The sequence below is a fragment of the Streptomyces sp. JB150 genome, from assembly GCF_011193355.1.
In the GTDB taxonomy this organism is placed as follows: domain Bacteria; phylum Actinomycetota; class Actinomycetes; order Streptomycetales; family Streptomycetaceae; genus Streptomyces.
In genome coordinates this window covers 5307137-5329973 of the sequence record NZ_CP049780.1, presented here as the reverse complement: position 1 = coordinate 5329973, position 22837 = coordinate 5307137, and the positions used below count along the sequence as shown (strand labels likewise).

General features: G+C 73.4%; 20 protein-coding genes. 3 read left to right on the top strand and 17 right to left on the bottom strand.

The window, feature by feature from the left end; genetic code table 11:
* Positions 1-43: 43 nt before the first annotated feature.
* Complete coding sequence (locus G7Z13_RS24725) at positions 44-1267, top strand: PQQ-dependent sugar dehydrogenase (RefSeq protein WP_206313139.1); 1224 nt, start codon at positions 44-46, stop codon at positions 1265-1267.
* A 24-nt stretch (positions 1268-1291) separates the two neighbouring features.
* Here G7Z13_RS24725 and G7Z13_RS24720 read toward each other — a convergent pair whose 3' ends face one another.
* The 16 genes from G7Z13_RS24720 to G7Z13_RS24645 all read right to left on the bottom strand — a co-directional run bounded on the left by G7Z13_RS24720 (position 1292) and on the right by G7Z13_RS24645 (position 20384).
* Positions 1292-1522 (bottom strand): DUF6191 domain-containing protein, encoded by a 231-nt coding sequence (locus G7Z13_RS24720; protein WP_166002427.1) that lies wholly within the window; start codon positions 1520-1522, stop codon positions 1292-1294.
* A gap of 37 nt (positions 1523-1559) precedes the next feature.
* Positions 1560-4634, bottom strand: coding sequence for a helix-turn-helix transcriptional regulator (locus G7Z13_RS24715; RefSeq protein ID WP_206313138.1), 3075 nt, complete (start codon positions 4632-4634; stop codon positions 1560-1562).
* Positions 4635-5026: 392 nt separating this feature from the next.
* Positions 5027-5218 (bottom strand): hypothetical protein, encoded by a 192-nt coding sequence (locus G7Z13_RS24710; protein WP_166002426.1) that lies wholly within the window; start codon positions 5216-5218, stop codon positions 5027-5029.
* Between the two features lie 227 nt (positions 5219-5445).
* Positions 5446-6033 carry a hypothetical protein gene (locus G7Z13_RS24705; protein ID WP_166002425.1) on the bottom strand — a complete coding sequence of 196 codons (588 nt, stop codon included), beginning with the start codon at positions 6031-6033 and terminating at the stop codon, positions 5446-5448.
* 35 nt (positions 6034-6068) lie between these two features.
* A complete protein-coding gene (locus G7Z13_RS24700; RefSeq protein WP_166002424.1) occupies positions 6069-6629 on the bottom strand; it encodes a GNAT family protein in 561 nt (186 codons plus the stop codon).
* Complete coding sequence (locus tag G7Z13_RS24695; RefSeq protein ID WP_166002423.1) at positions 6607-8865, bottom strand: MMPL family transporter; 2259 nt, start codon at positions 8863-8865, stop codon at positions 6607-6609. The genes G7Z13_RS24700 and G7Z13_RS24695 overlap by 23 nt, the downstream gene beginning before the upstream one ends.
* A 171-nt stretch (positions 8866-9036) precedes the next feature.
* Positions 9037-9453, bottom strand: a complete 417-nt coding sequence (locus G7Z13_RS33375; RefSeq protein WP_206313137.1) for a hypothetical protein — start codon at positions 9451-9453, stop codon at positions 9037-9039.
* Positions 9454-9542: 89 nt separating this feature from the next.
* Entirely contained in the window at positions 9543-11057 is a 1515-nt protein-coding gene (gene gatB / locus G7Z13_RS24685; protein WP_166002422.1) for an Asp-tRNA(Asn)/Glu-tRNA(Gln) amidotransferase subunit GatB, read from the bottom strand.
* 15 nt (positions 11058-11072) lie between these two features.
* Positions 11073-11312, bottom strand: a complete 240-nt coding sequence (locus G7Z13_RS24680) for a hypothetical protein (RefSeq protein WP_166002421.1) — start codon at positions 11310-11312, stop codon at positions 11073-11075.
* Positions 11309-12802, bottom strand: a complete 1494-nt coding sequence (gatA, locus tag G7Z13_RS24675) for an Asp-tRNA(Asn)/Glu-tRNA(Gln) amidotransferase subunit GatA (RefSeq protein ID WP_166002420.1) — start codon at positions 12800-12802, stop codon at positions 11309-11311. Before gatA ends, G7Z13_RS24680 begins: the two co-directional genes overlap by 4 nt.
* 6 nt (positions 12803-12808) lie before the next feature.
* Positions 12809-13105: an Asp-tRNA(Asn)/Glu-tRNA(Gln) amidotransferase subunit GatC gene (gatC, locus tag G7Z13_RS24670; protein ID WP_004925108.1), complete on the bottom strand. Its 297-nt coding sequence runs from the start codon at positions 13103-13105 to the stop codon at positions 12809-12811.
* 250 nt (positions 13106-13355) lie between these two features.
* Positions 13356-15611, bottom strand: a complete 2256-nt coding sequence (locus G7Z13_RS24665) for a bifunctional diguanylate cyclase/phosphodiesterase (protein ID WP_166002419.1) — start codon at positions 15609-15611, stop codon at positions 13356-13358.
* A 270-nt stretch (positions 15612-15881) separates the two neighbouring features.
* Entirely contained in the window at positions 15882-18074 is a 2193-nt protein-coding gene (ligA, locus tag G7Z13_RS24660; protein ID WP_166002418.1) for an NAD-dependent DNA ligase LigA, read from the bottom strand.
* Between the two features lie 15 nt (positions 18075-18089).
* Positions 18090-19097: a methionine synthase gene (locus G7Z13_RS24655; protein ID WP_166002417.1), complete on the bottom strand. Its 1008-nt coding sequence runs from the start codon at positions 19095-19097 to the stop codon at positions 18090-18092.
* A 30-nt stretch (positions 19098-19127) separates the two neighbouring features.
* Complete coding sequence (locus G7Z13_RS24650; protein ID WP_166002416.1) at positions 19128-19826, bottom strand: SDR family oxidoreductase; 699 nt, start codon at positions 19824-19826, stop codon at positions 19128-19130.
* A gap of 18 nt (positions 19827-19844) precedes the next feature.
* Positions 19845-20384 carry a TIGR00730 family Rossman fold protein gene (locus G7Z13_RS24645; RefSeq protein WP_166002415.1) on the bottom strand — a complete coding sequence of 180 codons (540 nt, stop codon included), beginning with the start codon at positions 20382-20384 and terminating at the stop codon, positions 19845-19847.
* A gap of 51 nt (positions 20385-20435) precedes the next feature.
* Between G7Z13_RS24645 and G7Z13_RS24640 the strand changes: the two genes are divergently transcribed.
* Positions 20436-20759, top strand: a complete 324-nt coding sequence (locus tag G7Z13_RS24640) for a DUF427 domain-containing protein (RefSeq protein WP_166002414.1) — start codon at positions 20436-20438, stop codon at positions 20757-20759.
* 37 nt (positions 20760-20796) lie between these two features.
* Positions 20797-21582, top strand: coding sequence for an alpha/beta hydrolase (locus tag G7Z13_RS24635; RefSeq protein WP_166005261.1), 786 nt, complete (start codon positions 20797-20799; stop codon positions 21580-21582).
* Between the two features lie 87 nt (positions 21583-21669).
* Here G7Z13_RS24635 and mnmA read toward each other — a convergent pair whose 3' ends face one another.
* A complete protein-coding gene (gene mnmA, locus G7Z13_RS24630; protein ID WP_166002413.1) occupies positions 21670-22806 on the bottom strand; it encodes a tRNA 2-thiouridine(34) synthase MnmA in 1137 nt (378 codons plus the stop codon).
* Positions 22807-22837 lie beyond the last annotated feature (31 nt).

Below are 22837 nucleotides of genomic sequence, written 5' to 3'. Positions count from 1 at the left end.
GCGGGGTGGGAGGGATGGGGAACTTGTGGGGCGCGGGCGGTGTATGACAAGTGGAAGCCGGGCTGGAGACCGCCGCGTCGAAGGGACCAAGATCGTGCAACGTCGAGCTGTGTCGGCCGTGCTGGCCGCAGCCGCGCTCGTGCTGACCGCCGGGTGCTCCTCCGAGGACGACGGAGGGCCACCGGGCGGCACCGCGAGCGCCACCCCGAGCCGTACGACGACGGAGCGGTCCCCGTCCGCGGGCGGCGGCACGGCCGAGAAGGCCCCGCCGGCGACCGGCACCGTCAAGGTGGTGCGCACCGTCGCCGAGGACCTGGACAGCCCGTGGGGCCTCGCCCCGCTGCCGGACGGCGATCTGCTGGTCTCCTCGCGCGACGAGGGCACGATCGTGCGCGTCGACGGCGAGACGGGCGAGAAGACGCAGCTGGGCGAGGTCCCCGGTGTCTCCGCGGCCGGTGAGGGCGGCCTGCTCGGCATCGCCCTGTCCCCGGAGTACGCCTCGGACCACATGGTCTACGCGTACTTCACCTCCGTCTCGGACAACCGCATCGTCCGCATGCTCTACGACGAGAAGAAGCCCGCCGGCGAACAGCTCGGCGCCCCGGACACGATCTTCAAGGGCATCCCGAAGGGCTTCGTCCACAACGGCGGGCGGATCGCCTTCGGCCCCGACAGGATGCTCTACGCCGGCACGGGCGAGAGCGGCGAGGAGGGCCTGTCCCAGGACAAGGAGTCCCTGGGCGGCAAGATCCTCCGCCTCACCCCGGAAGGGGAGCCCGCCCCGGGCAACCCGTTCCCGGACTCCGCGGTGTACTCGTACGGGCACCGCAATGTGCAGGGCCTCGCCTGGGACGCCAGACAGCGCCTGTTCGCCGCGGAGTTCGGCCAGGACACCTGGGACGAGCTGAACGCGATCGAGCCGGGCGGCAACTACGGCTGGCCGGAGGCCGAGGGCAGGTCCGGCGAGTCCGGCTTCCGCGACCCGATAGCCCAGTGGTCCACCGACGAGGCCTCCCCCAGCGGCATCGCCTACGCCGAGGGCTCGATCTGGATGGCGGGCCTGGGCGGCGAGCGTCTGTGGCGCGTTCCGCTGAAGGGCACGAAGGCCTCGGCCGACCCGCAGTCCTTCCTGGAGGGCGAGCACGGCCGGCTGCGCACGGTCGTCCCCGCGGGCGGCGACCGGCTGTGGCTGGTCACCAGCGAGACGGACGGCCGTGGCTCCCCCGGTGAGGGCGACGACCGCATCCTGGAGCTCCAGGTGAGCTGACCCGTGACACCGGGGGGCGCGCGCTCAGTCCCCGTCCGGTTCCTCGTCCCCCGGGTTCGCCCGGCCCCCCGGGTCCGCCGGTTCCGCCGGGTCAGCGTCGGGCCGTCGTATGACGACCTTCCCGGAGGTGAGGTCTATCGGGCCGCGGCCGGGATCCCCGTCGCCGACGTCCTCGCGCGTCAGCTCCAGGCGGTTCTGTTCGTCCTGGGTGTGCTTGCGGCCCGGGGCGAACAGTTCCTCGAAGAAGTTGAACACGGAACCCCCCTGGGCCGGCGTCCCTCCAGCGTAGACCTCACCCGGCGGAACCGGCCGGGCCGGAGGGTCCGGACAGGCCGGCCGTGAGTGGCTCCGCGGCGAACAGCCCGAGCCGGTGGGCGACCGCCGCCGCCTCGCCCCGGCCGGAGACGCCCAGCTTGGCGAGGATGTTCGACACATGGACGCTGGCCGTCTTCGGGGAGATGAACAGCTCCTCCGCTATCTGGCGGTTGGTGCGCCCGGCGGACACCAGCCGCAGTACGTCCCGCTCCCGGCTGGTCAGGCCCAGCGCCTCGGCCGGGTCGGCCGGGGCGAGGGCCGGCCGCGGGGCGCCGGTCAGGGAGAGGCGGGCGCGCTGGGCGAGCTGGGTGACGGCGTCGGCGAGCGGGCGGGCGCCGAGGTGGCCGGCGACGGCGTGGGCGAGGCGCAGCAGCTCGGCGGCGCGGTCGCGGTCGTGCTCGCCGCCGCACGTGAGCAGGGCCTCGGCGAGACGGTGGCGGACGCGGGCGAGGTCGTAGGGGCGTTCCAGCCCTTCGAAGGCGGTGACGACGTCGGACCAGGTGTCCACGCCGGCGGTGTCCTCGGCGCGGGCCAGCTCGGCGCGGACCCACATGTCGTGGGCGAGCCAGATGGACGCGTTGGTGGTGAGCCGCTTGGCGGCGTCGCGGATGCGGCCGACGGCCTCGGCGCGGCCCGGCCGGGCGGTGGGCAGGGCGCGGGCGTCGGCCTCGGCGGTGGCGGCGGCGAGGAGCAGGGGCCAGCCGTAGCGGTGGGTGCCGGGCGGGAAGCCGGCCTCCACGGTGGCGTGGAGTTCGGCGCGCAGGTCGAGGAGACGGCCCTCGGCGGCGGCGATGCCGACGCTGATGTCGACGAGCGGGAGGGACTGCTGGGGCATCGGATCGTGGGTGCCGAAGTAGTCGCGGGCGGCGGCGAGCCGACGGGCCGCTCCGGCCACGTCGCCGCGGCCCAGGGCGACGCGGGCCAGGCACATGGTGCCGGTCCCCTGCGGCTTGGCGTTCTGGCCGCGCCGCCGGGCGTCCTCGGCGGCCTGGGCGGCCTCGTCCCAGCGCCCCAGGGAGTACAGCGAGTCGGACAGGTTGGCCCACACCCATGCCTCGGTGTTGAGCAGGCCGTAGGCGCGGCTGTGCGCGACGCCCTGTTCGAGCAGCGGGACGGCTTCGCGGGAGCGGCCGACGGCCTCCAGCTCGGAGGGCAGGTTCACGTAGGCGCGGCCCGCGACGTACGACATGCCCTCGGCGACGGTGCGGTCCTTGACTTCGTACATCACCGCGAGCCCGGCCTCGGTGTCGCCGGAGTCGACCATGAGGCCGCCGAGGGTGAGGCGGGCGTTCAGCTCGGTCTCGCGGGCGCCGACCATACGGGCGTACTCCACCGCGCGTTCGGCGGCGGAGAAGGCCTGCGGGCCGGGGGCGCGCAGCATCAGCCAGCCGGCGACGGCGGCGAGCACGTCGGCGTGCACCCGGGACGGCGGCAGGCCGCGCACGAGGTCCTGCGCGGTGGCCAGTTCCCGCCAGCCGTCGCCGCGGGCCTGGCTCTGCACGAGCTGGGCGCGCTGGACCCAGAACCAGGCGGCGCGCAGCGGGTCGGGGTCGTCCTCCAGCAGGCCGAGGGCCCGCTTGGTGATCTTCAGGGCCCGTTCGCGTTCGCCGCAGAGCCGGCCGGCGACGGCGGCCTCGGCCATGAGGTCGAGGTAGCGCAGGGGGGCGGTGCGCGGGTCGCCGCCGCAGGGCGGATAGACCTCGGTGTGGTCGACGGGGCGCAGGGTGGCGCGGGTCTCCTCGGGGGCGGAGTCCCACAGTTCCATCGCGCGTTCCAGGAGCCGGAGTTGTTCGGCGTAGGCGTGGCGGCGGCGGGCGGCGGAGGCGGCGTCGAGGACGGCGGGGAGGGCCTTGGCGGCGTCGTGGGCGTGGTACCAGTAGCTGGCCAGGCGGGTGACGCGCTGGTCGGCGGGGACGAGGGCCGGGTCGGCTTCCAGCGCCTCGGCGTAGCGGCGGTTGAGGCGGGTGCGCTCGCCGGGCAGCAGGTCGTCGCTGACGGCCTCGCGGACCAGGGAGTGGCGGAAGCGGTAGCCGTCGCCGGCCGGGGTGGGGAGCAGCAGGTGGGCGTTGACGGCGGCCCGCAGCGCCTCGTCGAGCTCGTCCTCGCCGAGGCCGGCGACGGCGGCGAGCAGCGGGTGCTCGACGGTGGAGCCGCCTTCGGCGACGATCCGGGCGATCCGCTGGGCGCTCTCGGGCAGCGCCTCGACGCGGACGAGGAGGAGGTCGCGCAGGGAGTCGGTGAGGCCCGTGTGGCAGCCCTCGTGGGCGGCGACGGCGAGTTCCTCGACGAAGAAGGCGTTGCCGTCGGAGCGTTCGAAGATGTCGTCGACGTCGGCGGGGTCGGGTTCGGCGGCGAGGATGCCGGCGATCTGGCGGCCGACCTCGTCGCGGGTGAAGCGGGCGAGTTCGATACGGCGCACGGTGCGCAGCCGGTCGAGTTCGGCGAGCAGGGGGCGCATCGGGTGGCGGCGGTGGATGTCGTCGGAGCGGTAGGTGGCGAGGACGACGAGGCGGCCGGTGCGCAGGGTGCGCAGCAGGTAGGAGAGCAGGTGGCGGGTGGAGGCGTCGGCCCAGTGCAGGTCCTCCAGGGCGAGGACGACCGTGCGGTCGGCGGCGACGCGTTCCAGGAGGCGGGCGGTGAGTTCGAAGAGGCGGGCCACACCCTCCTCGTCGTCGTGCCGGCCGGCGCCGACCTCGCCCAGTTCGGGCAGCAGCCGGGCCAGTTCCTCCTCCTGGCCGGCGACCGCGGCGGCCACGGCGTCCGGGAGGGCGCGGCGCAGGGTGCGCAGGGCGGTGGAGAACGGGGCGAAGGGCAGTCCGTCGGCGCCGATCTCGACGCAGCCGCCGAGCGCGACGACGGCGCCCGCGCGGGCGGCGACGGCGGCGAACTCCTCGACGAGCCGGGTCTTGCCGACACCGGCCTCGCCGCCGACGAGCAGCGCCTGCGGCTCGCCGGCGGCGGCGCGGGCGAGCGCGTCGCCCAGCGTCCCCAACTCCTCGACGCGGCCGACGAACACGGGACTGACGGAACTGGTCTGCACGGGCCAGAGCATCGCACGTGCGTCCGACGCCGTGTCACCGGTTTTCCGACGGCGGCCGGGGCGGGCGGATCGGCGACCTGGGAGGGCGGGGTCTTGGCCGGGGAGGGCGGATTCGGGGCCGGAGGGGGTGCATTCCGGGCCGGAGCGGGCGGCTCCTTGGCCTAAGAGGGCGGAATCCGGGCCGGAGAGAACGGAATCTGATTCGCAGAGGGCCGGCCCTTGGCTGGAGGGGGCGGATTCCCGGCCGCGGAGGGTGGACCCTTGCCCGGAGAGGGCGGAATCCGGGCCGCAGAGGGCTGACCGGATACGACGCGAGAGCGGCCCGGCGCCCGTGGAGGGGGTGCCGGGCCGGCCGGACGCGTCGGTGGCGGGCCGTTCGGTGGGGCGAGCCGGTCCGGGCCGGGTCACGCGGTGCGCGGTGGACGGAGCCGGCCCAGCCGGCCGAGCCGGCTATGGGACTCGCTCTCGGCGGTGCGTGCGGTGGCTGCCCGGCGGGCGGCGCGGTTGCTCCGGGCGACCTCGCGGGCCAGGCGCTCCTGCTCGGCGCGGCGGAGCAGCTCGGCGGAGCGCAGCTGCTGGAGTTCGGGCGCGTGCATGGTCTCTCCCCAGGGGGTTCGAAAGGATCGGTCATCGCTCGCTGCGATGCCTCGACTTTCGTCGCCCAGGGGGGTCGGGCACATCGGGAGAGTGCCGCATCTTCGGTGCGGGGTGGTGCCTTAGACGGGCGCGCGGGGGCTTAGCGGGCGTGCGGGGCCGGGAGCCCACCGCCGTAAGGCCCCCTGGGAGAGGCCCCCTGGGGGAGGCGCTGGCAGGGGAGGAACCCTTAGGCCGACGGCAGTCCCAGCAGTACGTCGGTGTACTTCAATACGGCCAGCAGCAGGCCGAGGACGCCGAGCGAGACGCCTCCCCAGGCCACGGACTTGATCCAGGAGGCCTGCGGCCTGCCGGGCACGCCGAACGCGGGCCGGGCCAGGACCACGGCGCCGACGATCAGCGCGGCCAGCGCGAAGACGCCCGCCCACAGGGCACTCGCCCGCCAGGCGTCGCCGTAGCCCGCCTGGACCATGTCCGCCACGCTGGAGGACGCCGACGTCTCCAGCTGGCCGATCAGCGACTGTCGCGCGGAGGCCACCGTGCCGACCCAGCCGCCGGTCAGCGAGACGACACCGAGGGCGGCGGAGACGACCGCCCCGGCGCCCTGCCCGACCCCGGAGGGGCCTTCCGGCGCCGCCGCCTCCCCCGAGGCCTCGGCGGCACCCTCCCCGGCTTCCGCGGCGGCGGCCTGCGCCTCCGTCACCTCGCCCTTCGCCGCGTCACCGGCAGCCGCCGAGTCCCCGGCAGTCGTCGCGTCACCGGCAGCCGCTGCCTCGGCAGTCGTCGGCTCGGTCTCGTCCACAGTCCTGGTACCCATGCCGCGCACCGTACGGACGGAGTCTGAGAGCCGTCTTAACGAGCGCCGCGGGCCGCGCGCCACTCGGGCGCGAGCACCGACCAGATCTCCATGTCGTGCCGTACGCCGTGATGGAGGTAGCTCTCGCGCTGGATCCCGTCGCGGGTCATCCCCAGCCGCCGGGCCACGTTCAGGCTGGCCTCGTTGCCCGCCGCGGCGACCCATTCCACGCGGTGCACGCCGCGCTCCTCGACCGCCCAGTCGATCAGCACCCGCATCGCGCGGGTGACCAGCCCGCGCCCGGTGCCGGCGGGTTCCAGCCAGCAGCCCACCTCGCAGGTGCCCTGGGCGGCGTCGAAGTTCAGGCAGAGGACGCCGCCGACGAGCGTGCCGTCGAGCCAGATGCCGTGCAGGGAGCGGTGGTCGGCGGCGCGCCCGTCGGCGTACCGCTGCAGCAGCTCGCGCGCGCCGGCCACGTCGGTGGCCTGCTCCCCGAAGGGCACGAAGCGGTTGATGAACTCCCTGCCGCGGTCCAGGTGGTGCAGGAACTCCTCGGCGTGCCAGGGCTCCAGGGGGCGCAGTTCGGCTCCGTCGTCACCCAGGGATATCGCGTACATCGGGCTGCCGCTCCTTGTGCAGTACGTCATAGACGTCCGTGAGCCTTTCACGTCCGGCGCCGGCGTCCGCGGGCTTTTCCCGCCCGGTGCGGTCCTCGGGCGGCTCGATGCTGATGCGCGGCAGGCGCCGGTCCAGCCAGCGCGGCAGCCACCAGTTGGCGCCGCCGAGCAGATGCATCAGCGCGGGCACCAGCAGCGTGCGCAGGACGAAGGCGTCCAGGGCGACGGCGGCGGCGAGCGCGATGCCGAACATGGCGATCACCCGGTCGCCGCTGAGCACGAACGCGAGGAAGACCGAGATCATGATCACGGCGGCCGAGTTGATCACCCGGCTGGTCTCCGCGAGGCCGATCCGCACCGCGCGCCGGTTGTCGCCGGTCTCCAGCCACTCCTCGTACATCCGGCTGACCAGGAAGACCTGGTAGTCCATGGAGAGCCCGAAGAGCACCGACACCATGATCACCGGCAGGAACGGCTCGATGGGGCCCGCGCGGCCGAGGCCGAGCAGTTCGCCGCCCCAGCCCCACTGGAAGATCACCACGACGACGCCGAACGCGCCCGCGACGGCGGCGACGTTCATCGCGGCGGCCTTCAGCGGGATGCCGACCGAGCGGAAGGCGAGCAGGAGCAGCAGGCAGCCCAGGCCGATGACGACGCCGACGAACAGCGGCAGCTTGCCGACGATCACCTCGGCGAAGTCGTCGTAGCCGGCCGTGACGCCACCGACGTGCAGGTCGAGCGAGGTGCCCGCCTCCGCGCGGGGCAGCACCTCGGTGCGCAGCCGGTCCACCAGCTCGCTGGTCCGCTCGGACTGCGGGGAGGACTCGGGGACGACGGTGAGGTACGCGGTGTCGCCGCCGGCGTCGAAGGTCACGGGGGTCGCGGAGGCGACGCCCTCGGTGGCGCGCAGGGTGGCGTCGAGGTTGTCGAGGGCGAGCCGGTCCTCGGCGCCGCGCACCTCGGTGACGAGGGTGAGGGGGCCGTTCACGCCGGGGCCGAAGCCGTCGGCGAGGAGGTCGTAGGCCTGCCGCGTGGTGGCCGTCGCGGGGCCGTTGCCCTGGTCGGAGGTGCCCAGGTGGAGGGAGAGGGTGGGCAGGGCGAGCAGGGTGATCGCGGCGAGCGCGAGCGCGCCGAGCTTCCTGGGGTGCCGTTCGACGAAGGCGGACCAGCGGGCGGCGAACCCGGTGGGCAGCTCGGGCTCGGGGCCGTGCTCGGCGAGCCTGCGGCGTTCGCGGCGGCTGAGGGCCCGCATGCCGATCAGGGACAGCAGGGCGGGCAGCAGGGTCACCGAGGCCGCGACGGTGAGGACGACGGTCAGCGAGGCGGCTATGGCGACGCCGTTGAGGAAGCCGAGCCGCAGGATCAGCATGCCCAGCAGGGCGATGCACACGGTGGCCCCGGCGAAGACGACCGCGCGGCCGGTGGTCGCGACGGCGCCGGTGACCGCCTCGGTCACGCCCAGCCCGCGTTTCAGGCCGCGCCGGTGGCGGGTGACGATGAACAGGGCGTAGTCGATGCCGACGCCCAGGCCGATCAGCACGCCCAGCATGGGCGCGAAGTCGGCGACCGTCATGACATGGCCGAGCAGCACGATCCCGGCGTAGGCGGTGCCGACACTGACCAGCGCCGTGGCGATGGGCAGCAGGGACGCGGCGAGCGAGCCGAAGGCGAGGAACAGCACGACGGCGGCGACGACCACGCCGACCGCCTCGGCCAGGTGCCCGCCGGGGGACTCGGTGAGCGCGACCGCGCTGCCGCCCAGCTCCACGCGCAGCCCGTCGCCCTCGGCGGACTTGGCCGTGTCCACGACGGCCTTCGCCTCGGCGGCGGCGATGTCCTTGGCCTGGTCGCGGAAGGTGACGGTGGCGTACGCGGTACGGCCGTCCTCGCTGATCCGGCCGGCGCCGTGGCCGTCGTAGGGGCCGGTCACCGAGGCGACGCCCGGCAGGTCGGCGATCCGGGCGAGCGTCCGGGTCATGGTCTGCTCGACGTCCGCCGCGCGGACGGTGCCCTCGTCGGTGTGCCAGACGACCGTGTCGCTGTCACCGCCGAGATCCGGGAACCCCTCGGCCAGCAGCTCCCCGGCGCGGCCGGACTCGGTGCCGGGGACCTTGTAGTCGTTCGAGTACGCCGTGCCCGCCACGAGCGCTCCCGCGCCCACCCCCGCCAGGGCGAGGACCCAGAGCAGAACAGCGACGAGGCGGTGCCGGACACACCAGCGTGCAAGGGCTGCCACGAACGTGCTCCCAGGTGGTGACGTGTGGATCTTTGGTCGGGAACAGTCGTTCATGAGGTGAACGGCCCGCAAAGAACGTATGAGCTAGGTGGGGTCACTCTTACAGGTACAAATGATCGTTTGGCCGATTCGTGCGCCTTTTCACACGTCGGTCAGCTCACACGGTGCACCTCAGTCGAAGTGGTCCCCCACCGCCATCACCATCACGCCGGCGACCAGCAGCCACAGCGCGCGACGGGTACGGCCCCGGGAGCCCAGCACGGCGGCGAGGGCGCACACGGCGGCGCCCAGGCCGTAGGTGGCGGGGACGAGGGCCGGGGCGGAGCCGGTCGCGCGCAGTGCGGACGCGGAGAGCCCCGCGAGGGTCAGCAGGGCCCCGGCCCCGGAGGCCGTCCAGCGGGCCCGCCGCGCCTCGCACAGCCCCTCGGCCGGCGCCTCCGGCGACTCCGCCGCCGGCTCCTCAGGCCATCGCTCGGCCGGCCCCTCCGCCGGCTCCTCCGGCCACCGCTCGGCCGGTCCCTCCGCCGGCTCCGCGGCCGGCTCCCGGGCTATCTCGGCGGGCGTCTCGGAATCAGGGCGTCCACTCATGGCGCGGGAGCGTAGCGCGTACGTCCGTGCCCGCGCCGAGGGGGATGCGCCGCGGCCGGCACATCCCCCTCGGGTGGTGAGAAACGGGCTCAGCCCTCGCTGACGCCCAGCTTCTGGAGGATCAACTCCTTGACGCGCGCCGCGTCGGCCTGGCCGCGGGTGGCCTTCATGACCGCGCCGACCAGGGCGCCGGCCGCGGCCACCTTGCCGCCGCGGATCTTGTCCGCGATGGCCGGGTTGCCCGCGATCGCCTCGTCGACGGCGGCGGTCAGCGCGCCCTCGTCGGAGACGACCTTCAGGCCGCGCTTGTCGACGACCTCGTCCGGGGTGCCCTCGCCCGCGAGGACGCCCTCGATGACCTGGCGGGCCAGCTTGTCGTTCAGGTCGCCCTTCGTGACCAGCTCGGCGACCCGGGCGACCTGCGCCGGGGTGATCGCCAGTTCGTCGAGCGCCGTGCCGGACTCGTTGGCGCTGCGCGCCAGCTCGCCCATCCACCACTTGCGGGCGGACGCGGCGTCGGCACCGGCGTCGATCGTGGCGACGATCAGGTCGAGCGCGCCGGCGTTGAGGATCGCCTGCATGTCGGTGCCGGAGATCCCCCACTCCTCGCGCAGCCGGTTGCGGCGGACCAGGGGCAGCTCCGGCAGGGAGGCGCGGATCTCCTCGACCCACTCGCGGGACGGGGCGACCGGCACCAGGTCGGGCTCCGGGAAGTACCGGTAGTCCTCCGCCTCCTCCTTCACGCGGCCCGAGGTGGTGGAGCCGGTGTCCTCGTGGAAGTGGCGGGTCTCCTGCACGATCGTGCCGCCGGAGGACAGCACGGCCGCGTGGCGCTGGATCTCGTAGCGGGCCGCGCGCTCCACGGACCGCAGCGAGTTCACGTTCTTCGTCTCGGAGCGGGTGCCGAACGTCTCGCTGCCCTTCGGCATCAGCGAGAGGTTCACGTCGCAGCGCATCTGGCCCATCTCCATGCGCGCTTCGGAGACCCCGAGGGCGCGGATGACCTCGCGCAGCTCACGGACGTACGCCTTGGCGACCTCCGGAGCGCGCTCGCCCGCGCCGGTGATCGGCTTGGTGACGATCTCGATGAGCGGGATGCCCGCGCGGTTGTAGTCCAGCAGGGAGTGGGACGCGCCGTGGATACGGCCGGTGGCGCCGCCGACGTGGGTCGACTTGCCGGTGTCCTCCTCCATGTGGGCGCGCTCGATCTCCACGCGGAAGGTCTCGCCGTCCTCCAGCTGTACGTCGAGGTAGCCGTTGAAGGCGATCGGCTCGTCGTACTGGGAGGTCTGAAAGTTCTTCGGCATGTCCGGATAGAAGTAGTTCTTCCGGGCGAAGCGGCACCACTCGGCGATCTCGCAGTTCAGCGCGAGGCCGATCTTGATGGCGGACTCGACGCCGGTCGCGTTGACGACCGGGAGCGCGCCGGGCAGGCCGAGGCAGACCGGGCAGGTCTGGGTGTTCGGGTCGGCGCCGAGCGCGGTCGAACAGCCGCAGAACATCTTGGTCTTGGTGCCGAGTTCGACATGGACCTCAAGGCCCATGACGGGGTCGTACGACGCCAGCGCGTCCTCGTACGACACCAGGTCGGTCGTGGTGGTCACGGTGAAACTTCCCTCTCAGCCCAGCAGGACGTCGTCGTCGCCCAGCCGCTTCAGCTCGCGGTAGAGGATGGCGAGGCCGGTGACGATGGCGGCGGCCGACACGGCGGCGTCGACCAGGCGGAGCGTGTCGCTCTCGGCGCGGGCGAGCTTCGCCTGCTTCGCGACGCTGAGCGCGCCGAACGCGGTGGTGGCCATGGACAGGTACAGGCCGTTCTTGGACTTCTTGAAGCCCTTGGCCTTCGACAGCTTGCTCACAGCGACGGAGCCTCCTCGAGAAGCGGGTGGCCCCACTTTTCCACGAAGGCGGCCTCGACGGCGGCGCCGACCTTGTAGAGCCGGTCGTCCTTCATCGCCGGGGCGATGATCTGCAGGCCCACCGGGAGGTTGTCCTCCGGGGCGAGGCCGCAGGGCAGCGACATGGCCGCGTTGCCCGCCAGGTTGGTCGGGATGGTGCACAGGTCGGCGAGGTACATCGCCATCGGGTCGTCGGCGCGCTCGCCGATCGGGAAGGCGGTGGTCGGGGTCGTCGGGGAGACGATCACGTCGACCTGCTCGAACGCCTTCTCGAAGTCCCGCGTGATGAGGGTGCGGACCTTCTGCGCGCTGCCGTAGTACGCGTCGTAGTAGCCGGAGCTGAGCGCGTAGGTGCCGAGCATGATGCGGCGCTTGACCTCGGGGCCGAAGCCCGCCTCACGGGTGAGGGAGGTGACCTCCTCGGCGGAGTGCGTGCCGTCGTCACCGGTCCGCAGGCCGTAGCGCAGGCCGTCGAAGCGGGCGAGGTTGGAGGAGCACTCGGACGGGGCGATCAGGTAGTACGCCGACAGGGCGAGGTCGAAGGACGGGCAGTCCAGCTCGACGATCTCGGCGCCCAGCTCCTTGAGCAGCGCGACGGACTCGTCGAAGCGCTGGATGACGCCGGCCTGGTAGCCCTCGCCGCGGAACTGCTTGACCACGCCGACGCGCATGCCGGCGACGCTGCCGTTGCGGGCGGCCTCGACGACCGGCGGGACGGGCGCGTCGATGGAGGTGGAGTCCATCGGGTCGTGCCCGGCGATGACCTCGTGCAGCAGCGCCGCGTCCAGGACCGTACGGGCGCAGGGGCCGCCCTGGTCGAGGGAGGACGAGAAGGCGACCATGCCGTAGCGGGACACCGCGCCGTACGTCGGCTTCACGCCGACCGTGCCGGTGACGGCGGCCGGCTGGCGGATGGAGCCGCCGGTGTCGGTGCCGATCGCGAGCGGCGCCTCGAAGGCGGCGAGCGCGGCGGAGGAGCCGCCGCCGGAGCCGCCGGGGATCCTGGTGAGGTCCCAGGGGTTGCCGGTCGGGCCGTAGGCGCTGTTCTCCGTCGACGACCCCATGGCGAACTCGTCCATGTTGGTCTTGCCGAGGATGACGACGTCGGCGTCCTTCAGCTTCCTCGTGACCGTCGCGTCGTACGGCGGGATCCAGCCCTCGAGCATCTTCGAACCGACCGTCGTCGGGATACCGACGGTGGTGAAGATGTCCTTGAGGGCGAGGGGGACGCCGGCCAGCGGGCCGAGCTTCTCGCCGCGCTCGCGCTTGGCGTCGACGGCGCGGGCCTGGGCGAGGGCGCCCTCACGGTCGACGTGCAGGAAGGCGTGCACCTTCTCGTCGACGGCCTCGATCCGGGCCAGGTGCGCCTCGGTGACCTCGACGGCGGTCAGCTCGCCGGACGCGATCTTCGCGGCGGTCTCGGCCGCGGTCAGCTTGATGATGTCCGTCATGGCGGATTACTCCTCCCCCAGGATCTGCGGCACCTTGAAACGCTGCTGCTCCTGGGCCGGGGCGCCGGAGAGCGCCTGCTCGGGGGTGAGCGAGGGGCGGACCTCGTCCGGGCGCATGACGTTCGTCAGCGGGAGCGGGTGCGAGGTCGGCGGTACGTCTTGGTCGGCGACCTCGCTGACGCGGGCGACCGCGCCGATGATGTCGTCCAGCTGTCCCGCGAAGTGGTCGAGCTCTTCGGGCTTCAGCTCCAGACGCGCCAGCCGGGCGAGGTGGGCGACCTCCTCGCGCGTGATGCCAGGCATGCAGCGATCCTCTGGGGTGAGTGTGAGTGTTTTGGCCCAATCCTATGGGGCGCCGCCCCATGCCCGTGAAACGGTTTCCCCAGGGTGCCGGACGAGGGACGGCACGCGGTCCCACCCGAGGGGCGCGGAGACGGCGGCACGGGTCGAAGGACGGCACGCGGTCCCACCCGAGGGGCGCGGGGAACTGCGCGACCGGCCACACCGAACCCGCACCCACCCGCCGGCCGAACCCGGCACTCCCCTGCCCGGTCTACTCCTCAGCCGCCGCAGGCAACACCGCGGGCAACGCCGCCGCCGGCCGCTGCCACCCGCGCGACCCCCGGGCCCGCAGCCAGGCCGTGGTCTCCTCGGGCGGCATCGCCGCGGCGACCAGCCACCCCTGCACCGCGTCGCACCCGAGATCCCGCAGCCGCTCCCAGGTCTCGTCGTCCTCGACCCCCTCGGCGACGACCAGCAGTCCCAGGGAGTGGGCGAGATCGACCGTGCACCGCACGATCTCCGCGTCCTCGGTGTCGACGGCCAGTCGGGCGACGAACGACCGGTCGATCTTCAGCTCGCTGACCGGGAGGCGGCGCAGATGGACGAGGGAGGAGTAGCCGGTGCCGAAGTCGTCGAGGGACATCTTCACGCCGTGGCCGGTGAGCCCGGCGAGGGTGTCGGCGGCGCGCTGCGGGTCCTCCAGGAGGACGTGTTCGGTGATCTCCAGCTGGAGCGCCCCGGCCGGGACCCCGTGGCGGGCCAGGCGGGCGGCGACGGAGCCGGCGAAGCCGGGGGTGTGGACGTCGCGCGGGGAGACGTTGACGGCGACCGGGACGAACAGGCCCTGGGAGCGCCACCGGGCGACCTGGCCGAGCGCCGTCTCCAGCACGTACTCGGTGAGGTGGGGCATCAGACCGGAGGACTCGGCGATCGCTATGAACTCGTCCGGCGGCACCTTGCCCCGCTCGGGGTGCACCCAGCGGACCAGTGCCTCCAGGCCGGCCACCTGGCCGTCGAAGCGGACCTTGGGCTGGTAGTGCAGCTCGACCTCGTGGGCGTCCAGCGCCCGGCGCAGGTCGGCGAGGAGGCCGAGCCGGTCGGGGGTGTTGGAGTCGCGCTTGGACTCGTAGACCTCGACGCCGGTGCGGTCCCGCTTCGCCTGGTACATGGCGACGTCCGCGCGCCGCAGCAGACCTTCCGCGTCGAGCGCGTGGTCGGGGAAGACGGCGACGCCGGCGCTGGCCTCCAGGACGAGGGTGAGTCCGTCGAGGTCGAGCGGGGAGCTGAGGGCGGCCACCAGGCCGCGGGCGATGCGGGTGGCCGAGGTGGTGGAGTCGGCCACCGGAAGTAAGACGGCGAACTCGTCCCCGCCCAGCCGGGCGGCCTCCGCGCCGCGGGGGAGGGCCAGCCGCAGCCGGTCGGCGGTCTGCAGCAGCAACCGGTCACCGGCCGGATGACCGAGGGTGTCGTTGACCGACCGGAAACGGTCGAGGTCGATCAACACGAGGGCGGCACGGGCGCCGATGCGCTCGGCGTCGTCGAGGGCGGTCCAGATGCGTTCCAGCAGCCACAGCCGGTTGGGCAGCCCGGTGAGCGGGTCGCGCAGCTGCTCCTCGGCGCGGGCCCGGGCGATCCACAGGGTGGAGTCGAGCGCGATGAGCGGGATGGAGAACAGCGGCAGCAGAATCGGCTTGGACACGGCGACCACGCACACCAGCGGGGCGATGCCGAGCAGCGCCACCGCGAGCAGACCCTGGCGGACCAGCGCGGTGCGGGCGACGGTGGGCAGGCCGCCGGCGCGGGGCGCGTTCAGGTACCACAGCAGAATCCGGGTGACCAGCAGATACGCGGCCGCGACCACCACCACCTCGGGGGCGGTGTACAGGTCCCAGGTGTCCGGGTTCCAGGGGGTGCCGACGGACGGCACCCGGCCGAAGGCGGCGAGGACGAGGGCGCCGGCGCCGATGCCGAGGATGTCCACCGCGCCGTGCAGGACGCCCTGCCGCCAGCGGTGCCGCCGGGCTATGCCGACCAGGACGACGACGGTGAGGCTGACCATGCCGGCCGGCACCCAGCCGTACAGCAGCAGCACGGCGAGGGTGAGGGCGGCGCCGGAGCCGGTGCCGCCCCACCAGCGGGCGCGGCCGAGCATGACCAGGTGGCCGACGATGATGCCGGTCAGCACGGCCAGCGACCAGCCGGCCGTGCCGGACGGGAAGAGCGCGTCGTGACCGGTGAAGGCCCGCAGGAAGCCGGCGCCGAGCGCGAAGCCGGCGGCGGCGACGACGCCGGCGGGCAGCGCGGGCCAGGACAGGTGCCGCTCCCCGTCGGTTCCGGGATCGCCTCCCGGCAGGCCGGTGGCGCGCCCGCCGGTCAGGGGCGCGGCGCCGGGGCCGTCCGCGGCCGCGGCGGCTTTGACGGCACGCTCCCGGGTGCCCGCGCCCCGGTCCGGCCGGCGGCTCCCTCGCCAGACGCCGGCCAACCGGCGCAGCCATGCATCCGGGGCGGCGCTCTCGGTCGGTTCCATTCCCGTCCCTCTCACAGCCGGCGGTGCCCACGCCACGCGGCCCGATGCCCGACAACCTTCAGCGGCGCCGCTGCGGAAACCGTCCCCGCGCCCTCGGAGAGGTGACCCTCAAGAGCGGGGGATGCCCCGACCGCAGCTGGGCACGGCAGGCGCACATCCCAACAGTAGGCCGCGGAAGCCTTCCACGGGCAGCGGTCGTCGACGGTTGCCCGAATGCGCCCCGGCCGCCCGTATGCATCTGATATGCGCCGATCGGGTGGCCTTCAACCGCTACTCCTCGACCGGAAGCGCGGCCTCCGACGCCGCCTCAGGCCCCTGTTCCAGCAGGACTTTGAAGCCGTCCTCGTTCAGGACCGGCACCTTCAGCTGCATCGCCTTGTCATATTTCGAGCCGGGACTGTCACCCACAACGACGAACGAGGTCTTCTTCGACACCGAACCGGTCACCTTGGCGCCCCTGTTCTGCAGGGCGTCCTTGGCGCCGTCGCGGGTGAAGTCCTGCAGGGTGCCGGTGACGACCACGGTCAGTCCTTCCAGCGGCCGCGGCCCCTCGTCCTCGCCGGTGCGCTCCTCCTCCATCCGGACGCCGGCCGCCCGCCACTTGCGGATGATCTCCTGGTGCCACTCCTCGGCGAACCACTCCTTGAGGGACGCGGCGATGGTCGGCCCGACCCCCTCGGTGCCCGCCAGCTCCTCCTCGGTCGCCTGTTCGATGCGTTCGATGGAGCGGAACTCGCGGGCCAGCGCCTCGGCGGCGACCGGGCCGACATGGCGGATCGACAGACCGGTCAGGATCCGCGCCAGCGGGCGCTCCTTGGCGGCGGCGATGTTCTCCAGCATCGCGAGGGCGTTCTTCTTGGGCTCGCCCTGCTGGTTGGCGAAGACCGTGACGACCTTCTCCTCGCCCGTCTTCGGGTCCCGCTTGGGCAGACCGCTGTCCTGGTCGAGGACGTACGCCTTGATGGGCAGCAGGTCCTCGACGGTGAGGTCGAACAGGTCGCCCTCGTCCTTCAGCGGCGGCTCCTCGGGCTCCAGCGGCTTGGTGAGCGCGGCGGCGGCGACATAGCCGAAGTGCTCGATGTCCAGCGCCTTGCGGCCCGCGAGGTAGAACAGCCGCTCGCGCAACTGGGCGGGGCACGTACGGGAGTTCGGGCAGCGCAGGTCGACGTCGCCCTCCTTCATCGGCCGCAGCGGCGTCCCGCACTCGGGGCACTCGGCCGGCATCACGAACTCGCGCTCGGTGCCGTCCCGCAGGTCGACGACCGGGCCGAGGATCTCCGGGATGACGTCACCGGCCTTGCGCAGCACCACGGTGTCCCCGATGAGCACGCCCTTGGCCTTGACCACGTCCTGGTTGTGCAGGGTGGCGAACTCGACCTCCGAGCCCGCGACCGTCACCGGCTCCACCTGGGCGTACGGCGTGACGCGGCCGGTGCGGCCCACGCCCACGCGGATGTTGACGAGCTTGGTGTTGACCTCCTCCGGCGCGTACTTGTAGGCGATCGCCCAGCGGGGCGCGCGGGAGGTGGAACCCAGCCGGCCCTGGAGCGGGATCTCGTCGAGCTTGACGACCACTCCGTCGATCTCGTGCTCCACGGAGTGGCGGTTCTCGCCGTAGTAGGCGATGAACTCCCGTACGCCGTCGAGGTCGTCGACCACCTTGTTGTGCCGGGAGGTGGGCAGGCCCCACTGCCCCAGCAGGTCGTACGCCTCGGAGAGCCGGGTGAGGCCCGCGTAGCCCTCCAGGGCGCCGATGCCGTGCACCACCATGTGCAGCGGGCGGGTGGCGGTGACGCGGGGATCCTTCTGGCGCAGTGAACCGGCGGCGGCGTTGCGGGGGTTGGCGAAGGGCTTGTCGCCGGCCGCGATCAGGCGGGCGTTCAGCCCTTCGAACTTCTCCATCGGGAAGTACACCTCGCCCCGGATCTCCACCAGGTCCGGGACGCGGTCGCCCCTCAGACGGTCGGGGATCTCCGCGATCGTCCGCACGTTCGGCGTGATGTCCTCGCCGGTGCGGCCGTCGCCGCGGGTGGCGGCGCGGGTCAGACGGCCGTGCTCGTAGGTGAGGTTGACGGCCAGGCCGTCGACCTTCAGCTCGCACAGGAAGTGGTGCGGGGCGCTGCCGACGTCCTTGTGGACGCGCTCGGCCCAGGCGGCCAGCTCCGCGTCGTCGAACGCGTTGTCCAGCGACAGCATGCGCTGACGGTGCTCGACGGAGGTGAACTCCGTCTCGTACGCCCCCGCGACCTTCTGGGTCGGTGAGTCCGGCGTACGCAGCTCCGGATACTCCTCCTCCAGGGCCTCCAGTGAGCGCAGGAGCCGGTCGAACTCCGCGTCGCTGATGACGGGAGCGTCCTTCACGTAGTACCGGAAGCGGTGCTCCTCGATCTGCTCAGCGAGCTGCGCGTGCTTGTCCCGTGCCTCGGCGGGCACCGTGCTCTCCGCTTGCTTGTCGCCGGCCACCGTGTTGTCCTCCCGTTACTCAGGGTTGTCCGCGAGGGATCTCGCCGCCCGGACGCAGTGGGCGAGGGCCCGGCGCGCGTACTCAGGGGAAGCACCGGCGAGTCCGCACGTCGGCGTGATCGTGACCGCCTCCGCGAGAAGCGCTGGTGACAGCCCCAGTCTGCGCCACAGCGTCCTGACACCCATGACGCTACCGGCAGGGTCTGACAATCGGCCGTCCGTGCTCGGGACGACACCGGCGAAGAGCCGGGTGCCGCCCTCCACCGCCTCGCCGATCGCCTCGTCGTCACGCTCGGTGAGCAGCGAGAAGTCGAACGAGACGGCCGCCGCGCCGGCCCGGCGCAGCAGGGCGAACGGCACGTCCGGGGCGCAGGAGTGGACGACGACCGGGCCGCCGTCGTGCACGCCGGTCACCTCGCGCAGGGTGGCCTCGACGAGCTGGCGGTCCACGGCGCGGTGGGTGCGGTAGCCGCTGGCGGTCCTCACCCGGCCGCGCAGGACGGCGGTGAGGGACGGCTCGTCGAGCTGGAGGACGAGGCTGGCGCCGGGGACGCGGCGGCGGACCTCGGCCAGGTGCAGGCGCAGGCCCTCGGCGAGCGAGGCGGCGAGGTCACGGCAGGCGCCGAGGTCGGAGAGGGCGGCCTCGCCGTTCCTCAGCTCCAGCGCGGCGGCGAGCGTCCAGGGGCCGACGGCCTGCACCTTCAGCGGGCCCTCGTACCCCTGGGTGAACTCCTCCAGGGCGTCCAGGTCCTCGATGAGCCAGGAGCGGGCCCGCCGGGTGTCCCGTCCCGGCCGGTCGCCGATCCGCCAGCCGCTGGGCTCCACGCGCGCGTACAGCTCGACGAGCATCCCGGCGGTGCGGCCGATCATGTCCGCGCCGGGGCCGCGGGCGGGCAGTTCGGCCAGGAAGGGAAAGTCCTCGAAGGACCCGGTGACGGTTTTGGCGGCCTCCCGGGCGTCGCCGCCGGGCAGGGACCCGACGCCGGTGGCGGCACCGAAGCTGAACTGGCTGTTTTCGCTCACCGCAGCAGCCTACGGAACCGCCCGGCGCGGTCAGCGCCCCGGTCGCACCGTGAGGTCGTTGACCTCGGCGTCCCTCGGCAGGTCGAGGCACATCAGGACGGTCGTGGCGACCGACTCCGGGTCGATCCAGCGCGCCGGGTCGTACTCCTTGCCCTCCTGCTGGTGCACCTTGGCCTGCATGGGGCTGGCGGTGCGGCCCGGGTAGACGGTGGTGACCCGCACGCCGTTCGCGTGCTCCTCGTGGCGCAGGGAGTCCGCGAGGGCCTTCAGACCGTGCTTGGAGGCGGCGTACGCGGACCACTCGGCGTGGGCGTTCAGGCCGGCGCCGGAGTTGACGAAGAGGACGTGGCCGCGCGCGGCCCGCAGCTGGGGCAGGAAGTGGCGGGTCAGCTCGGCCGGGGCGATGAGGTTGACGTTGAGCTGGTGGCGCCAGGACTTCACGCTCAGGTCGCCGACCCGGCCCAGGTCGACGACGCCCGCGATGTGCAGCAGCGAGTCCACCCGGTCCGGGAGCGACTGGTGGGAGAAGGCCCAGCTCAGCCTGTCGGGGTCGGAGAGGTCGCCGACCAGGGTGCGCGCGCCGGGGAACTCGGCGGCCAGCTCCTTGGCACGGGCGGCGTCCCGCGCGTGCAGGACCAGTTCGTCCCCGCGCGCGTGCAGACGGCGGGCGACGGCCGCGCCGATGCCGGAACCCGCTCCGGTGATCACATGTGTAGCCATGCCCGCCATGCTCGCATCACCGCGCGGTCAGGCCACGCCCTGGCTCTCCTCCAGGTACGCCAGCGCCCCGACCGGCTCCTCGGCGAAGAACACCAGGTCGGTCAGCGGGCGGGGCAGGAAGCCCTCGTCCTCCATCCGCCGGAACTGCTCCTTCAGGCCGTCGTAGAAGCCCGCGGTGTTCAGCAGCACGACCGGCTTGTCGGTCCTGCCGTGCTTCTTCAGCTCCAAAATCTCGGTGGCCTCGTCCAGCGTGCCGGTCCCGCCCACCATGATCACCACGGCGTCCGACTTCTCCAGCAGCAGCCGCTTGCGCTCGGCGAGGTCCCGCGCGATCACCATCTCGTCGGCGCCGGGACGCGCCTTCGCGGCCAGGAAGTCGACGGAGACCCCGACGAGCCGGCCGCCCGCCTCCTGCACGCCGTCCGCGACGACTTTCATCAGGCCGACGTCGGAGCCGCCCCAGACGAGCGTGTGCCCGCCCTTGCCGAGCAGCTTCGCGAACTCCCGCGCGGGGCGCGTGTAGCGGTCGTCGAGGTCGGCTGCGGAGAGGAAGACGCAGATGTTCATGGCGCCCACCGTACGCGGGAACATCCGCCGTCCCGCGGGCGCTGTCCGGATATGGCCCATGGACACACGATCACCGTCGAGCGGGGCACCCAGCACGTGCGCGTGGTGCACGGCGGGCAGGTGCTGGCCGAGAGCGAGCGGCCCCTGGTGCTGCGCGAGACCGGCTGCCCGGTGCGCTACTACCTCCCCGCCGAGGACGTCCGGCTCGACCTGCTGACCCCGTCCGACACGCACACCCACTGCCCCTTCAAGGGCACCGCGTCGTACTGGTCGCTGCCGGACGCGCCGGACCTCGTCTGGTCCTACCCGGACCCCAGGCCGGACGTCGCCGCGATCAAGGGGCACTTGTGTTTCTACGACGTCGAAGTGTTGTGACCGATGAGGTGCGCGCGCCGTGGCAGTCTCCATGGGCATGGACAAGGAGACCATCTCGCGCGACGGCACGCCCCTCGCGTACCAGCGCACCGGTGAGGGCCCCGCGCTCGTCCTGATCAGCGGGGCCATGTCGACGGGGCACACGATGGCGCCGCTGGCCGCCGTCCTCGGCGAGCGCTTCGACGTCGTCGTGTACGACCGCCGGGGCCGCGGCGCCAGCGGCGACACGGCGCCGTACGCGGTGGCCCGCGAGGTCGAGGACCTGGCGGCGCTGATCGAGACGGTGGGCGGCGAGGCGTCGCTGTACGGCATGTCGTCGGGCGGTGCGCTGGCCCTGGAGGCGGCGGCGAGCGGCCTGCCGGTGGAGCGGGTCGCGGTGTACGAGCCGCCGTACGTGGACTTCGCCGCCGGCGGGGCGCGGGACCGGGCCCGCTACACCGAGCGGCTGACCCGCGCGCTGGCGGAGGGGCGGCGCGGGGACGCCGTCGAGCTGTTCCTGCGCCTGACGGGCATGGCCCCGGAGATGATCGCGGGCGCGCGGCGCTCCCCCATGTGGGCCGAGATGGAGGCGATCGCCCCCAGCCTCGCCTACGACGACGCCGTGATGGGCGACGGACTCCTCCCCCGGGAACGGCTCGCCGCCCTGTCGGTGCCCGTCCTCGCCGTGGCGGGCGCGGAGAGCCCCGCCTGGGCCCGCGAGGCGGTGCGCGCGGTCGCGGAGGCGGCGCCCCGGGGCATCCACCGCACGCTGGAGGGCCAGACGCACATGGTGGACCCGCAGGTGCTGGGGCCGGTGCTGGCGGAGTTCTTCTCGGCGGGGTGACCAGGCACCGCGCGGAGGACGCCCGGCACCCGAGCGCGCCGGGCGGGACGCGTCCGCGCGTGTGCCATTCGTGCCGTGCGGGCCGGCTCAGGCCGCTCCGGCCGCCGTCGTCGCCCGTACCGTCGACGCGATGGTCGCCGAGCCCACCACGCGGGTGCCGTCGTACAGGACGATCGCCTGGCCGGGGGCGACGCCGCGGACCGGCTCGGTGAACTCGACGCGCAGTTCGCCGTCGACGAGCTCCGCGGTGACCGGCGTCTCGCCGCCGTGGGCGCGCAGCTGGGCGGTGTAGGTGCCGGGGCCGGCGGGGGCGGCGCCGCACCAGCGGGGCTTGATCGCGGTGAGGGCGGTGACGTCCAGGGCCTCCGCGGGGCCGACCGTGACGGTGTTGTTCACGGGCGAGATGTCGAGGACGTAGCGCGGCTTGCCGTCGGGGGCGGGCGTGCCGATCCGCAGGCCCTTGCGCTGGCCGATGGTGAAGCCGTAGGCGCCCTCGTGGGTGCCGAGCTTGTTGCCGGCCTCGTCGACGATGTCGCCCTCGGACCTGCCCAGGCGCTTCGCCAGGAAGCCCTGGGTGTCGCCGTCGGCGATGAAGCAGATGTCGTGCGAGTCGGGCTTCTTGGCGACCGCCAGCCCGCGCCGCTCGGCCTCCGCGCGGATCTCCTCCTTCGTGGTGACCGTGTCGCCGAGCGGGAACATCGCGTGGGCGAGCTGCCTGTCGTCGAGGACGCCGAGGACGTACGACTGGTCCTTGGCCATGTCGGAGGCGCGGTGCAGCTCGCGGGTGCCGTCCTCGCGGACGATCACCTTGGCGTAGTGGCCGGTGCAGACCGCGTCGAAACCGAGGGCGAGCGCCTTGTCGAGGAGCGCGGCGAACTTGATCTTCTCGTTGCAGCGCAGGCACGGATTCGGGGTGCGGCCGGCCTCGTACTCGGCGACGAAGTCCTCGACGACGTCCTCGCGGAAGCGGTCGGCGAGGTCCCAGACGTAGAACGGGATGCCGATGACGTCCGCCGCGCGGCGGGCGTCCCGGGAGTCCTCGATGGTGCAACAGCCCCGCGCGCCGGTACGGAACGACTGGGGGTTCGCGGAGAGCGCCAGGTGGACGCCGGTCACGTCGTGGCCGGCCTCGGCCGCGCGGGCGGCGGCGACGGCGGAGTCGACACCGCCGGACATGGCGGCGAGGACGCGGAGCGGGCGGGAGCGCTGCGGGGTGTCAGTCATAACCCCTCCAGGGTACGGGGGCGCGGGAACC